14 protein-coding genes and 1 pseudogene are annotated in these 14,018 nt (G+C 66.5%); 7 read left to right on the top strand and 8 right to left on the bottom strand.

The window, feature by feature from the left end:
* Positions 1–65 precede the first annotated feature (65 nt).
* The 5 genes from ABZU75_RS41095 to ABZU75_RS41075 all read right to left on the bottom strand — a co-directional run bounded on the left by ABZU75_RS41095 (position 66) and on the right by ABZU75_RS41075 (position 5,763).
* Entirely contained in the window at positions 66–1,022 is a 957-nt protein-coding gene (locus ABZU75_RS41095; protein ID WP_355567121.1) for a methyltransferase domain-containing protein, read from the bottom strand.
* Positions 1,019–2,557 carry an aromatic amino acid ammonia-lyase gene (locus ABZU75_RS41090; protein WP_355567118.1) on the bottom strand — a complete coding sequence of 513 codons (1,539 nt, stop codon included), beginning with the start codon at positions 2,555–2,557 and terminating at the stop codon, positions 1,019–1,021. The genes ABZU75_RS41095 and ABZU75_RS41090 overlap by 4 nt, the downstream gene beginning before the upstream one ends.
* Positions 2,554–3,753 carry a class I adenylate-forming enzyme family protein gene (locus tag ABZU75_RS41085; protein ID WP_355567115.1) on the bottom strand — a complete coding sequence of 400 codons (1,200 nt, stop codon included), beginning with the start codon at positions 3,751–3,753 and terminating at the stop codon, positions 2,554–2,556. Before ABZU75_RS41085 ends, ABZU75_RS41090 begins: the two co-directional genes overlap by 4 nt.
* Before the next feature lie 79 nt (positions 3,754–3,832).
* Positions 3,833–4,705, bottom strand: coding sequence for a glucose-1-phosphate thymidylyltransferase RfbA (gene rfbA / locus ABZU75_RS41080; protein WP_355567112.1), 873 nt, complete (start codon positions 4,703–4,705; stop codon positions 3,833–3,835).
* A gap of 332 nt (positions 4,706–5,037) precedes the next feature.
* Positions 5,038–5,763 carry an alpha/beta fold hydrolase gene (locus tag ABZU75_RS41075; protein WP_355567109.1) on the bottom strand — a complete coding sequence of 242 codons (726 nt, stop codon included), beginning with the start codon at positions 5,761–5,763 and terminating at the stop codon, positions 5,038–5,040.
* A gap of 160 nt (positions 5,764–5,923) precedes the next feature.
* Between ABZU75_RS41075 and ABZU75_RS41070 the strand changes: the two genes are divergently transcribed.
* Positions 5,924–6,745, top strand: coding sequence for a helix-turn-helix transcriptional regulator (locus tag ABZU75_RS41070; RefSeq protein WP_355567106.1), 822 nt, complete (start codon positions 5,924–5,926; stop codon positions 6,743–6,745).
* Positions 6,746–6,974: 229 nt separating this feature from the next.
* Here ABZU75_RS41070 and ABZU75_RS41065 read toward each other — a convergent pair whose 3' ends face one another.
* Together ABZU75_RS41065 and ABZU75_RS41060 are read right to left on the bottom strand one after the other, a co-directional pair.
* Positions 6,975–7,295, bottom strand: a complete 321-nt coding sequence (locus ABZU75_RS41065; RefSeq protein WP_350956491.1) for a hypothetical protein — start codon at positions 7,293–7,295, stop codon at positions 6,975–6,977.
* A complete protein-coding gene (locus ABZU75_RS41060; protein ID WP_355567102.1) occupies positions 7,292–7,711 on the bottom strand; it encodes a hypothetical protein in 420 nt (139 codons plus the stop codon). Before ABZU75_RS41060 ends, ABZU75_RS41065 begins: the two co-directional genes overlap by 4 nt.
* Before the next feature lie 838 nt (positions 7,712–8,549).
* Here ABZU75_RS41060 and ABZU75_RS41055 point away from each other — a divergent pair.
* The 3 genes from ABZU75_RS41055 (at position 8,550) to ABZU75_RS41045 (ending at position 10,101) form a co-directional block, all read left to right on the top strand.
* Complete coding sequence (locus ABZU75_RS41055) at positions 8,550–8,804, top strand: winged helix-turn-helix domain-containing protein (protein ID WP_355567099.1); 255 nt, start codon at positions 8,550–8,552, stop codon at positions 8,802–8,804.
* A 246-nt stretch (positions 8,805–9,050) separates the two neighbouring features.
* On the top strand, positions 9,051–9,911 hold the full coding sequence (locus tag ABZU75_RS41050) for a helix-turn-helix transcriptional regulator (protein WP_355567096.1): 861 nt from the start codon (positions 9,051–9,053) through the stop codon (positions 9,909–9,911).
* The gene (locus ABZU75_RS41045; RefSeq protein ID WP_355567093.1) at positions 9,898–10,101 is read left to right on the top strand and encodes a DUF397 domain-containing protein; all 204 of its coding nucleotides are present in this window, start codon (positions 9,898–9,900) and stop codon (positions 10,099–10,101) included. Before ABZU75_RS41050 ends, ABZU75_RS41045 begins: the two co-directional genes overlap by 14 nt.
* Positions 10,102–10,261: 160 nt before the next feature.
* On the opposite strand, the gene ABZU75_RS41040 is transcribed toward ABZU75_RS41045, so the two are convergent.
* The gene (locus ABZU75_RS41040; RefSeq protein ID WP_355567090.1) at positions 10,262–10,804 is read right to left on the bottom strand and encodes a hypothetical protein; all 543 of its coding nucleotides are present in this window, start codon (positions 10,802–10,804) and stop codon (positions 10,262–10,264) included.
* 471 nt (positions 10,805–11,275) lie between these two features.
* Here ABZU75_RS41040 and ABZU75_RS41035 point away from each other — a divergent pair, with 471 nt between their 5' ends.
* From ABZU75_RS41035 to ABZU75_RS41025, 3 genes and pseudogenes are all read left to right on the top strand, one after another.
* The gene (locus ABZU75_RS41035; RefSeq protein ID WP_355567087.1) at positions 11,276–12,574 is read left to right on the top strand and encodes an ATP-binding protein; all 1,299 of its coding nucleotides are present in this window, start codon (positions 11,276–11,278) and stop codon (positions 12,572–12,574) included.
* The gene (locus tag ABZU75_RS41030; RefSeq protein WP_355567084.1) at positions 12,558–13,166 is read left to right on the top strand and encodes an RloB family protein; all 609 of its coding nucleotides are present in this window, start codon (positions 12,558–12,560) and stop codon (positions 13,164–13,166) included. The genes ABZU75_RS41035 and ABZU75_RS41030 overlap by 17 nt, the downstream gene beginning before the upstream one ends.
* 495 nt (positions 13,167–13,661) lie before the next feature.
* Positions 13,662–14,018 (top strand): annotated as a pseudogene (locus ABZU75_RS41025) (hypothetical protein); the annotation flags it as partial.

Raw genomic sequence — 14,018 nt, 5'->3', positions numbered from 1 at the left:
CGCGGGACCAGCTACGTCCGTGAGGGCGGGTTCCTCACCCGCCTCGGGACATCCGTGCTTCAGGGTTACCGGGACGTGTCGGACCGGTGTGCCGCGATGATGACGATGCCGTCGCGCTGCGGCTCCTTCTCCTGCTCCGCCCAGTCCACGCCGTCGCCCAGATCGAAGATCCGGGCCAGGTCGGGCGGCAGGTCGCCGTGCTTCCGGACGTATTCGTCCATCGCCGCGTACAGCTTCCCGTACGTGTACTTCACGTTCTCTGCGATGTCAGTGATCTCATCCGCGACCAGACCGGCCTCGCGGAGGAATCTCGGATAGTTCCCGGCCCGCACCTGCGGCGCATGGCGCCACGCGTCCAGCACCTCGGCCATGGCCAGCTCCGCCTCCTCGTCCCCCTCCGCCCCCCTCCCCGTGATGGAGTCCGTGAGGGCCAGCCGCCCTCCGGGCCGCAGGACGCGGGCGATCTGCTGCAACACGTTGATCCGGTCGGGAATGTGCACTACCGATTCGAGGGCGAGCACGGCATCGAAGGAACCGGGCGCGAACGGCAGGTCCGTCGCGTCGGCGAACTCGAACCGCACCAGGTCCGCCACCCCCTCGCTCCGAGCCAGCGCGCTCGCCAGCTCGACCTCCTCTGCACTGACCGAGACGCCGACCACCCGCGCACCCGTCGCGCGGGCCAGCTGCACCGCGGGCTTCCCCGTACCGCAGCCGAGATCCAGCACCGTGTCATCCGGCCCGACCCGGAGCTTCTCGATCATGATGGCCGTCAGCCGCTCACTGGCCGCTGCGAAACCGGTGTCGTCGTCCGGGCCCGTCCAGTAGCCGTAGTGCATGCTGCCGGCGAAGACCTCGGTGAGCACGCGGCTGTTCCGGTCATAGAACTCCCCGATCTCCTTCGGGGAGCGCACCGGGGTCCTCGCCGCCTGTCCGGCGTTCGAGTTGAAGCCACGCGTGCTCAGCGGCCGACGGGCGCCTTCGGTGAAATCACGCGCGTTCGTTCGCAGCCGTTCGATGCTCACCTGCTCGCCTCCTGACAGGTCTCGGCGGCAAGCGCCGCGGCGGCGTGCCGGTCGAGCAGGTCGCGGGCGTCCCGTACCTCCTTCGCCATCGGCCGGTCGGCGTCCAGCGGCGGGGAGATCTCGGCCAGCTCCGCCCAGATCCCGTCGGCCTGGGGCTCCTCGCCGACCATCACGGCGAGCTGGGCCACGCCCAGGGCCAGCGAGCCGATGGCCAGCCAGCCCAGCTCCAGGCCGTCGGCGACCGCGTTCGCCCCGTTGAGCGCCATCGGGACGTGGTCCTGGTTCCAGCCGTTGGTCGGCAGCGTGGTCAGCGAGGCCGGGTAGACGACCTGCCTGATCCGGGAGACGAACGACGTCGCGCTGATGTGCACGCCCGCCAGCCCGCAGCCCCGGCCGGCCCTCGGCGTGAGCATGGGCGGCAGGTCTCCGTTGGTGGCCGGGCTGAGCAGCAGGCCGAGCTGCCGCTCGGCCAGGTAGGCGGCCATGTGCAGGGAGAGCCCGATCTGGTCGGAGGCGAGGCCGACCGGCATGGCGTGGAAGTTGCCGCCGTGCAGGATCTGGCCCTCGTAGGCGATCGGGTTGTCCTGGCAACCGCTCGCCTCCCTGGCCAGCACGTCACCCGCCGAGGTGAGCTGGTCGAGCACCGCGCCGAGCACCTGCGGCGCGCACCGCAGGCTGTACGGCTCCTGCAGCGGCCGCCGCTCGTCCCTGACCAGGCCCTGGGGCAGTTCCCGCCTGATCCACCTGGCCGCCGTGAGCTGCCCGAGCTGGCCGCGGGCGAACGCGTGACCGTCGTCGTAGTGCTCGCTGTTGGCCCGCAGCAGGGTGGCCAGCCGGCCGGTCAGCATGGCCGCCGCCCGGACCAGCCGCACCGCCGACTGGTGGTTGAGGATGGACACCGCCAGGCTCGCGCCGGTGCCGTTGACGAAGGCGAGCGCCTCCCTGACCGGCCACTCGAACGGCTCGGCGCCCAGTGCCGCGAGCGCCTCCCCGGCGGGCCGCGTTTCCCAGCCGCCGTCGGCGCCGCGCATCCACGCCTCGCCGAATCCGGTGAACGTCAGTGCCGCGTGTGCCAGCGGCTGCAGGTCCCCGCTCGCGCTGACCGTGCCGTCCCGCGGGATCACCGGTGTGAAGCCGGCGTTCCACAGGTCGGCCAGGGTCTGCCAGAACTCCGGTGAGACCGCCGAGAACCCCCGGCGCATGCTGTTGAGGCGCAGCCAGAAGATGAGCCTGGACACCTCCGGGCTCAGCGGCCTGCCCTGGCCGGTGCCCAGGTGCGAGATCAGCGAGCTGCCCTGCTCCATCTCCGACTCCGCGGCGTACGTGACGAGCGGGCCGAATCCCTGGGTAAGGCCGTAGATGGGCTGGTCGGCGGCCAGGTGCTTGGCGACGGTCGCCGCGCTGGCCTCCATCCTGGCGATGTCGGCGTCGTCGCACGGATCGACCCGGCCCTCCCAGGAGGCGCTCCTGGCGATCTCCGCCAGGTACGCCGCACCGGTCGTCTCGCTGCTCGTCATCTCGGCGGTCAGTGTCACTTTGCTACCTCTGCTTCAGTTGCCTCAGTGGTGGGTGATGTCTGGAGGTGCCGCACCTTGCCCAGCGCGGACCGCTCGATCCTGGGCACCTCGTGCACGCGTTTCGGGCGGACCCCGATCCGGTCGAACGCGGTGGCCAGGTCGAGGCCGGCCAGTTCCGTGCCCGGCTTCAGCACGACCAGCAGGTCGACGTGCTCGCCGATCATCCGGTCGGCGACGGGGACGACCGCGAGGTCCTCGCAGTCCAGCACGGCGCGCAGCGCGTGCTCGACCTCGTCGAGGTTGATCCGGCGGCCGTTCACCTTGACCAGCCGGGTGCGGCGACCGGCGAACCGGAACGTCCGCTCGTCCAGCGGCTGGACGTGGTCGTCCGCCTCCCAGAGCGGCGGTGGCCGCTCGTCCGGCCGGAACGCCAGCCGGGGACTGCGGATCACGAGCGGTATCTCCCCGTCGTCCGGTGACCCGTCGCCGTTCTGCCCTTCGCCGTTCGTCCCGGCGGGTTCGGGATCGGACGCGAGCTCGGGCTTGGATCCGGGCTCGGCGAAGGACACGTCGCGGAAGAGGGTCCAGGGGGGAGGTTCGCCCTCCCGCCAGCGCCGGGTCGCGATGCCGCCCGCCTCGGTGGAACCCAGCACCTCCACGATGAGCGCCCGGTCCGGGCCCGCCTCGGCGAGGAACTCCCCGGCCGTCGCGGGGAGCATCGCGCCGCCGTACAGCACGGTGATGTGCTCCATCTCGCGGACCCACTTCATGTGCTGCAACAGCAACGTGAAGATCCACGGTGTCGCCACCACCACGACCCGCCGCTGCTCGATCGGCGGCATGACACCGTAGAACGTCGGTTTGTACCAGACCGGCAGCCGGAGATGAGCGGGGATCAGCACGCTCGCCAGCGCCCCGTACAGGTGGGTCGGGGGAACGCAGGAGACGACCGCCTCCGGCTTCTCCGGTTCGATCAGCTCGGCGAGCATGCCCGCCTCCAGCCAGACGTTCTCCCGCAGCCGCCGCCAGCACCGGCTCGGACCCGTGCTCCCCGAGGTGTGAAAATCGATGGTCGGCGGCAGGGTGCCGAGCACCAGTTCCCCCGGATCGCGGTCGGCGAGGTCCCAGCGCACCTGCCAGGCCCGGTCGGCCATCGCCGGCGCGGTGAATTCAAGGGAAAGCAATTCGGCCGGGCTCAGCTCGGCATAATCCATGGCCACTCCTTTACCCCGGGCGTGCGGAAAGAGAGACGAAAGAATCGGATTTGCTGTCCCGCTGGCGGGACAGCACTGCTCAGCCGAGCGACTGGGCGATTTCCATGAGGTACTGGCCGTATTCCGAATTCTTCATCCCGGCGCCGAGCCGATGGCAGGCGTCCGCGTCGATGTATCCCATGCGCACCGCGATCTCCTCCAGGCAGGCCACCCGGACACCCTGGCGTTTCTCGATGACCTGCACGTACTGGCTCGCGGCCAGAATCGAGTCGTGCGTGCCGGCGTCGAGCCAGGTGAAACCCCGCCCGAGCCGGACCAGGTGGGCCCGCCCCTGCTTCAGGTACGTCTGGTTGACGTCCGTGATCTCCAACTCGCCGCGCGGCGAGGGCGCCAGATCCCGGGCGATCTCCACGACGTCGTTGTCGTAGAAGTAGAGCCCGGTGATCGCGTCGTTCGAGCGCGGGCGGAGCGGCTTCTCCTCGATCGACACCAGCGCACCGCTGCCGTCGACCTCGCCGATGCCGTACCGCTCCGGGTCCGACACCGGGTATCCGAACATCGTGCAACCGTTCAACCTGGTACGACAGGCCCGCAGGATCCGCGGGAAGCCCGCGCCGTGGAAGACGTTGTCCCCCAGGATGAGCGCCGTCTGGTCGTTGCCGATGTAGTCCGCGCCGATGATGAACGCCTCGGCGATTCCTCGCGGTTCCGCCTGCTCGGCGTAGGAGATGTCGAGCCCCAGATGCGACCCGTCGCCCAGCAGGTTGCGCAGCGCGGGGAGACTCTCAGGCGTTGAGATCATCAGAATGTCCCGCATGCCGGCCAGCATGAGCACGGAAAGCGGGTAATAAACCATTGGCTTGTCATAGATGGCCAGCAGCTGCTTGGACGTAGCCAATGTCAGGGGGTACATACGCGTACCGCTACCGCCGGCGAGAACGATTCCCTTCATCACCCGTCCTCTCCTCGATTTCGGGATGAATGCAGCGCAAGAGTAATCAGAGTTTCGCCCGCCGGCCAAGCGCCCGGCCCAGTCGTATCCCTTCCCAGAAAACAGCGATGCCGTTTATCGTGTTGACGGGTTCGCTGTCAACCGCATCGTTCTGGAAAGCCGCGGACCGGCGGCGACAATTGACATGCTCGCCCGCCACCTGGAGCACGTCACCAACCCCGGCCCGCATCCACCCGGCCACGCTCGCCGCCCGCGCTCCACCCGTCGGTACGACAAGGTTGTCAGACGATGAGCCGGATTCCACCGGGAGGCGTTCACCTACATCCTCACTGTCAGCCGAGCTTGAGCAGCAGTTCGGTGAGCTCGGCCGGCATGGTGATCATGCAGTCGTGGCCCGTCTCCAGTTCCCACACCTGTGCCGGGCTGCCGTTGGGCTGTATCGCTGGGACGGGCCGCCGCTTGATGCCCTCCGGTACGCCGGCGACGCAGTGAATGTGCGTCCGCGGAATCGTGCGCACGGCCGGGTTGTCCAGCCGGACCGGTTGCCGGAGGCAGAGCACCGGCTGATCCGACAACATCGTCCGCAGCCACGCCACGTCCGCCGGGTCGGTGACCCCGAACAGGCCCAGGGGCGGCGGCAACTCGGGCATCGGCGGGATCCGCCAGCCGACCTCGGACTCCGCGGCGCGGTCGATGAGGGCCTGGGTCACGGGATGCACATCCACCGCGCTCTCGCCGTCCTCCGGGACCATCGCGTCGAGATAGACCAGATGGGTGATCCGATTCGGGATCCGGTTGGCGGCGGACGAGATGACCAGCCCGGCGTAGCTGTGGCCCACCAGGATCACGTCGGTGAGGTCCTCCTCGGTGATCAGCCTGACTATGTCGTCGATGTGCGTGTCCAGCCCTACCTCGGGGCCGAGCAGATGCGCCTTGTCGCCGTAGCCGGTCAGCGACGGCGCGACCACCCGATGCCCGGCCGATGCCAGCAACGGGACCACCCGCTCCCAGCATTGCCCGCTGTGCCAGGCCCCGTGTACCAGCAAATATGTTGACATGGTGTAGCTCCTTGCTCGTGGAAGGGACCATCAGCCGATTTCGCCGATGTTCGTCCTGGAAGTGAGGTTTCCGCTCACCCGCTGACGGAGCCAGAGCCCCCGCGATCCTGGGGGTGACAGGACCAGGCACGCACGAAGGTGCGCGAATTACCGTGGGGACATGAGCGACGAATTCAACCTTCTGGGCGATTACGTACGCGCCCGCCGGGAGCTCGTCACCCCTGAACAGGTCGGCATCCCCTCCGTGGGCGTACGGCGCGTGTCGGGCCTGCGCCGGGAGGAGGTCGCGATGCTCGCCGGCATCAGCGCCGACTACTACCTGCGCCTGGAGCAGGGCCGCGACCGCAACCCCTCCACGCAGGTCCTCGATTCCCTCGCCCGCGTGCTGCTGCTCGACGACGACGCGACGGCCTACCTGCTACGCCTCGGGGCGGGAGAACCCCGGCGGCGACGGCGGCGGCCCCGGAAGGAGACCGTCCCTCCGGGCGTCGCCAAGCTCGTCGTCACGCTTCCGCTCCCCGCGTACGTGGAGGGCCGCTACTTCGACGTCCTCGCCGCCAACGCGCTGGCGACCGCTCTGTCGCCGCGACTCGTGGCGGGGGGCAACCGCCTGCGGGACGTGTTCCTCGACCCCGCCGAGCAGGCCCTCTACCCGGACTGGGAGGACGCCGCGCAGGGCATGGTCGCCGGCTTCCGCGAGTCCGTCGGCACCGACACGGACGACCCCCGATTCATCGAACTCGTCGGCGAGCTCTCCCTCGCCAGCCCTCGCTTCAGCAGGCTCTGGGCCCGCCACGACGTGAACACGTGCGAAGGCACACCCAAGCACATCGACCACCCCCAGGTCGGTGGCCTGTGGCTGAACCGGGAGAGACTGGGCGTCAGCGGCGCGACAGGCCAGACGCTCGTCGTCCTCCACCCGGACCCCGGCACCGATAGTGCCGACAAGCTGGCGCTCCTCGCGTCGGTCATGCGGACATGACCCCGTCCATGCTCAGCCGCTCGGCCTGGTGGCCCAGCCCGAGGAGATCGCCGAGGTGCTCTGTTTCCTCGCCCGGCCGCGCTCCGGTTTCATCACGGGCACCGTGGTCGCAGCGGACGGGCCGGGCGGGCGGCCCGCGTCACGCACCGCGTCTCACCCTCGCGCGGTACGTCTTGGACGGCACGGCGGCCCCGGACCGGGGAAGGGATGGGGCCGCCGTGCCCGCTCATCAGAAGTGGCCGATAGTGGCCGAGCCGGAGGTGAGCGCCCAGCGGTGCAGGAGCGCGGTCGTCTCGGCTTCGCGCATCTGGGTTTTCAGGCCCTCGATGGTCCGGTCACAGATGATGAGCGGTTCCGGGGTGGGCCAGGTGGCGATGGCGTGGAACAGACGGCTGCCGGTGCCGTACAGCACGGACCAGCCTGGCCAGGTGATCTCCAGCATCGCGGCCTCGGCGCGGGCCTCGTGGTCCCAGGTGTACTGCGGGACCGGGGCGACGGCCTGGCCGTCGCGGTGACGCCCCCGGGCGGCGGACAGACAGCGGCGAATCACGAGACCACCTGCCCTGCCTGCCCGGCCTGTTCCCGCTCTCGCGTCTCCCGCGCCCCCGAGGCAGGAGCCTTCCGTGTCTCCCGTTCTCGTACCGCCTGCTCCCGCTCCGGAGTTTCCCGCTCTCGCGTCTCCTGTTCCCGCTCCTCCGAGGCAGGAGCCTCCGGTGTCTCCTGTTCGCGGGCCGCCTGCTCCTCCGCCTCGCGGGCGAAGGTCTCCTGCCGGTCGGTCTCGGCCCGCAGCGCCTCCAGGCTGTCGCCGTCGACGGTCCGCTCGGCCCCGGCGTGGGTGGCCACCTTGGAGAAGGGCCGCTCCCGGCTGGCCCACAGCCGTCCGGCGTCGCTGAGGATCAACCGCCAGCCGGGAATCGTCGTCTCGGGGCTGGTGGGCTCTGGGTGGGTGGAACTACCATCTCTCACTGATTGGACCTCGATCCGATCAAGGGCCCGTCCGGTCGTTGTCAGCGTGGGGCGGGCCTGCTTCATGAAGCGGGGAAGGATCTGGAGGGGTTCGCCGTACCGGCCGGCCGGCCGGTACGAAGACGGGGTGACCGCCGAGCGGTTCGGTGCGCAGGTGGTTCTTCGCCCGGAGCGGGGCACGAGGTGGCGTCCACATCCGAGCCGGGACGGCCTGGTGAGAGCGGACGCCGGACGCGGACGACATGGCACCCGCCGAGACGGCGGCGCCGGTACGGACGGCTCGACGGCCGGGCTCCGCTCGGGACGACGCTGAGCGGGTACCGGCGGAATCCTCTTAGTCGAGGCCGACCCGGCACGCCGCTGAACGGATACCGACGCGACCACCTCGGCAGGCCGCTGAGCGGGGATCGTCCCGGCCGGGACCGCGGGGACGGGCTCGAAGCACGGCAGGGAACGGTCTCCGGTACGACGGACCCGCAGCCGGATGTCCAGCAGGTCACCGGAGGGCTGGACGTACTCATGATCGGCGGGCCGATCACGACAACCGTGCGCGTAGGGGGCATGCCCACAGGTGGCACACCCCATCGGCATCGGCGGCACCTCGGCGAAACAGCCGCAGTCGCTGACCGCCTGTCTGTCGAGAACTGGAGCACTAGGGTTGCTCACGGGTCAGGACCTACTTCCTGATCAAGGGCCCGTCACGGTGTTCCAGCACCGGACGGGTCCGCTTTATGAGCCGTGAGGCGGATTTCGAGCCTCTGCAGCTCTTCTCTGCGTGTGCTCGTTCATGCTCGTACTCACATGAGTGCCTATGAGCATGGCCGTCTATCTTCTTCGCATGATCGAGTTCGAGCGTGATCGGCCGATATGGATCCAGGTCGCCGAGACCCTCACCGAGAGAATCGAACGCGGCCAGTACCTGCCGCGCCACCTGATCCCCTCTGAGGTGCAGATGGTGCAGGAGTTCGGTATCGCCCGGGGCACGGCCAGGAAGGTGGTCGCCTACCTGCGGGAACAGGGGGTGGTCTACACCGTCCCGCAGATCGGATCGTTCGTCAGCCCGGCGAAGACACCCGCTGACGAGAAGGACTGAGTCCGTCATGACTTTCCTGGACAGGTGGAACCGCCACACGGATCGATCCACAAGTGTCATGGCACCCTCACCCTGAGTTAACGAGCCGGACTGCAGGCAACCAACGATGACGGCGACGCCACACGGACGCTTCCACCTCGCCATTACTCTTCGTAGCCAAGCAACTTCTTGCAGTGTGGCGTGCAACTTGCATGATCACAAGTGCCTTGTATAAATTTGCTCGGCGCACGGCGACCGTGATCAGGCATGCTTGTCGGCATGGCTTCTGCGAGCCCCACCGTTCGACACCGCCGCCTTGGCCGTGAGCTGCGAAGACTCCGCGAGAAGGCAAACCTCACTCTGGAAGAGGTGGCCACGCCGCTCCATTGGTCCACGGCCAAGCTAAGCCGCATCGAGAACGCTCGGACCATGCCCAGCGGCACGGACGTCGCTGACCTCTGCGATCTATACGCTGTGGACCCACCGACGAAGGCCGGGCTGATCCAACTCGGCCAGGATGCCGGTCAACGTGGTTGGTGGACCGCCTACAGCGATGTGTTCGCCGGCGCCTACGTTGGCCTGGAGTCCGAGGCAACAACCATCCGCAGCTGGGAACCGCTGCTGATACCAGGTCTTTTGCAGAACGAGGACTACGCCCGTGAACTTATCCGCACGTCTCGTCCGGGACTGGTCGCCACAGAGCTGGAGCGATATGTGACAGCTCGGATGGCACGCAAAATCAGCCTTCTCAGCTCACAGGCGCCCGCGCTGCATGTACTCATGGACGAATGCGCTCTGCGCCGCCCTGTCGGCGCGCCCGGCATCATGGCCCGCCAACTCGGAGACATTCTTCAGGTCATGGACTGGCCCAACATCACCGTTCAGGTTCTTCCGCTTCGGGTCGGTGCGCACTGTGGCCTGGAGGGCGCTTTCTCTCTGCTGGCATTCGATGCCGAAGATCCAGAGGTGGGCTACACCGGCTGCCCAGGCGGAGACGTCTATGTAGAGGCGACGGATCAGGTGGAGAACCTTAAGCTGACGTTCGAGCGTCTTGCTGGTGTGTGCTTGTCCCCCGAGGAGTCTGCGGCGTTCATTGCTGCGGTAAGGAGTGACCATGTCCCCCTCTGACCTGACTGGCGCCGCATGGCGTAAGAGCAGCTACAGCGGTGGAAGCAGCGACAACTGCGTGGAAGTAGCCATGAACCTGCCCGGCCTCATCGCCGTACGCGACAGCAAGGACCCAGCCGGCCCAATGCTGACCTTCTCCCCGACGGCCTGGCACAACTTCCTCACGGGCGTCCGCGACGGAGAAATCTAACCGAACGCAAGTGCCGCACTGAACCTGAAAGCTCGACGTTACCTGTGGTCATGCTTCTGACCTGGGAGGACAGATGTGTTATGAGTAATGCCAACCTCTGATCATCAGTAGCCTCGGAACGGCGGATGGAAGCTCATCCTCATCGCGAGCCGGTAGCCGGTCAGCGGAAGAAGATCACCAGAATGGTGAGGCCGAGGCTCAATGCCACGAAGCGGAGCGTTCTCGGGCTTCGGCCGGCCTCGCGGCGAGAGGAGAGCACCAGTACGGTGACCACGGCCAGCGCCGTCAGGAGATGCAAGCCGTACCACCAGGGAGTGGGCAGCTTTTCCAGGACGGTTCCGGTGAGCAGGTCGTCGGCGGAGCCGTAGCCGGCCAGACCGCTGAGCAGGACCAGACCCGGGGCCGCGAGGGCGTAACGGGATCGGCCGAGCAGGATCCAGACGACGGTTCCCAGGACGAGCAGGACCGAGGAGCTGTGGTGCAGGTGCCGGATGAGCAGGCCGCCACGCACCTCGGAGCTGATCTTCAGGATCGAGTCGTAGGCCGCGCTCACGGGGACACCCCGCAGCGGCTCGTAGAAGCCGTTGTAGGGGACCATCTGGTTGCTCGGTGTGTAGAAAAAGGCCAGGAAGCCGCCGGTGAGCAGGATGACGACGAAACAGTAGATCAGCATCTCGCCCACCAGCTGTCGCACTCGCTCCATTCGGCGCATTTCACCACAACGGCTCGGCGCCGTCTGGGTTTCTGGTCAATTCCAGGAGTACGACGCCCCTGGCCTTCATCCTCGACGTGCTCCGCGCGGTGCCCCTGAACCGGCAGGTACTGGTGATCAAAGGTGGGCGTTACCCAGAGGATGCCTGTCACTGCAGGTCAGAGGCATGATTACGTGTCACGTTGAGCTTTCAGATTCAGCAACAGCCCAAAAGCGACGTACCGGGCCTAAAAACTCGACGTGACACGCGATCATGCCTCCGCCCCACAGCGATAGGCGGCCTCCGGGCGGTGATCGCCTTTGTGGGTGATGTGACGTCTTCCTGTTGTCCGAATCAGAGCGGGTTTTGGTGATCTCCCCATCCGGCCGGTGGTTGGTCCCGTACAGTTGCTCACGCTCGTTTGTGTGGTTCTTCCACGCAGCTGAGGGTAGAACCCGTGTGGAAAGGAGGTCAGTGCGCCGATGTTGCTGAATTTCCGCATGGCCAACCATCGATCGCTCCGTGACGAGCAACAGTTGTCACTGACACCCAGCTACCGTGCCGACGGTCCGGTTGATGTCGACCGGGAGGCCGTCCCGGTGATCGGAATCTTCGGCCCCAATGCCTCTGGTAAGTCCAACGTCATCGACGCGCTGGTCTACATGCGAAACCTGGTACGAGGCTCTCTCAAGGAGAGCGAGCCAGGCACCGGCATCCGGCGATACCCCTTCGCGCTGGATCCGGCCAGCCGTGAAGAACCGTCCACATATGTGGTGGATCTCTTCCTCGAAGGGGTCAGACACACTTACGGTTTTTCGGTAGACGACGCGCAGGTGACCGAGGAGTGGATGTACAGCTATCCACAGAAGCGGAAGCGCGTGATTTTCCATCGGCAGTTCGAAGATTACTCATACGGAGATCACTCTCCGGAGTCCATGCGACGAGTGCAGGAGATCACGGAGTCTAACGTGCTCTTCATGTCGGTCGCGGCGAGGTCTAAGCAGGATCTGGTCAGGGCGGTTTACGACTGGTTCACGAGTGTCCTGGATCGTAAAGCTGCGATGATGCGCCATCTTCGCAGTTCGGCTTTCAGCGCGGATTTTCTCGACCGCTCCGGCCATCTTGATCGGCTGACGTCACTGCTGCGGGCCGCGGACACCGGAATCGAGTCGGCCGAGATAATCGAAGAGACGGCTGAGGAGTTCGCCGAGCGCTCCGCTCGCCCGGGAGGGGCCGAGAGATACCCATCGCAGCGACGCAAGGACATATTCTTCCAGCATCGGGGAGAAGGAGGCACCTTCGCTCTGGGATTGAGAGACCAATCTCTTGGGACGCAGGCTCTCTATGAAATAGGAATACCGGTCTTCAGGTCGCTCGACCGAGGGAGCCTGCTCATCGTGGACGAACTCGACTCAAGCCTGCATCCATATCTGTCGGCCCAGCTGGTCAAGCTGTTCCGGGAACCGGAGACCAACCCGCTGGGAGCCCAGCTCATCTTCACCAGCCACGATGCCACACTGCTCGGCCGGATCCAGGGCGAGGAAGTGCTCCATCGAGACCATGTCTGGTTCACCGAGAAAGACGAATGTGGCGCGACGGAGCTGTTCCCGCTGTCTGATTTCAAACCACGTAAGGACGAGAACCGGGAGCGGAGATACCTGACCGGCCGCTACGGTGCTGTCCCGATTGTCAATGACGAGCTTTTCGCTGCTGCGCTTTCAAGGCGCGGAGAGGTAGGCGATGTCCCCCCGGACGGCCAAACCGGTGAAGATCAGCACTGAAACCCGAATGGGGCGGAACAGACGCAACCCGAGGGAAGAGCGCTCCAGTTTCCTGATCTTGTGTGAAGGGCCCACCGAGAAAGGCTACTTCACTGGTATGCGGTCGCGTCGCGGTCCTCAGCTCGATGTGGACATCCCCAAAGGGGATCACATCTCCGCGGTACGCGAAGCGGTCAGCCGGGTGTCGGCCGAATACGATGCCGTCTGGTGTGTCCTGGACACAGAGCTGGACAAAACGCTCACAGCTTCGATGCTGCGTGCAGCACAGGGAAGTTCGGTCGAACTCGGACTCTCTACGCCATCCTTTGAATTCTGGCCGATCCTTCATCATGCCAAATACACCAAGCCGTTTCAGTCAGCCGACGACGCCAAGAAAATGCTGAAGAAGATCAGCCCTTTCTGGAGCGAGGGCAACACTAGATTTTCTGACTTCGCAGACAAGGTTGATTCCGCGTATGCCAGAGCACAGCAGATCAGCCCTGATGGGAAGAATCCGATGCTGAATCCTTCGACCAGCGTCTGGCGATTGGTCGCGAGAATTCAAGGCCGACCCGAAGCAACCGGACGGTCCACCGGCGCGGGTAGGTCCTGAAAGAGCGCTGGATGCCGTCAGCAGGTTCGGGTCCCGGCTCATGCGGTTGATCTGGTGGCGTGTGGCTGCAGCCGCCGGTGTGTCCCGGGTTCTCAGATCAGGTGGAGAAGGAATGCTCGTCCAGTGCGCTCGTGCTCGCCGTACTGGACCGTCTCGACGTGCAGGAAGCCGTACTTCTCCAGCACTCGCACCGAGCCGATGTTCCCGCTGAAGGGGCCGGCGTAGAGCGGGCGGGTCCGCTCCTGCCGCAGGTGGAACGCCTACCCGGGCGCCGATGCCCCGGCCCTCGAACTGTCGATCGAACAAATACCCGATAAATCGAACGTGTGATTCAAAACTTCTGGACCAGAGCTCCGATCGAGGTTACGATCTTGCTGTTCGCCGGCCGTGTCGATCGGCCGGCTCTCCACGCTGACGGGGCGCGAAGGCGCCCCATGACTGGACGGGAGATCGCCCTTGAGGCGTGCACTGATCGCGTTGGGGATCGGCTTGAGCGTGTTGGGTTCCACTGTCGTCACCGGGCCGGCACAGGCCGCGAGTGTGCTGGTGGTCCCGTTGGCTCCCACGGTGACGACGGCTCAGCAGGTCGCGAGGTTCTGGCTCGCCGACGGGGCCGCCAACCTGAAGAACGCCACGCCGTACGCCGTGCAGACCGCGGTCGCCGGGGAACGTCTGTCCACGGACATCGTCCCGGACGGCCCCCCGGTTTCCATCCCGCCACTGGAGGAGCCGACCATGCCGACATGGGGGATGCCCGCGACCTCGGGCAAGGTGTTCTTCATCGGCAGCGACCTCCAGCCGCACTGGTGCACCGGCACGTCCGTGCACTCGAAATACCGGAACCTCGTCGCG

Origin of the sequence: Streptosporangium sp. NPDC005286, from assembly GCF_040607515.1 — a bacterium.
Taxonomy (GTDB): domain Bacteria; phylum Actinomycetota; class Actinomycetes; order Streptosporangiales; family Streptosporangiaceae; genus Streptosporangium.
Note: the sequence above shows the minus strand (reverse complement) of the source record. Positions and strands in the feature narration are given on the sequence as shown.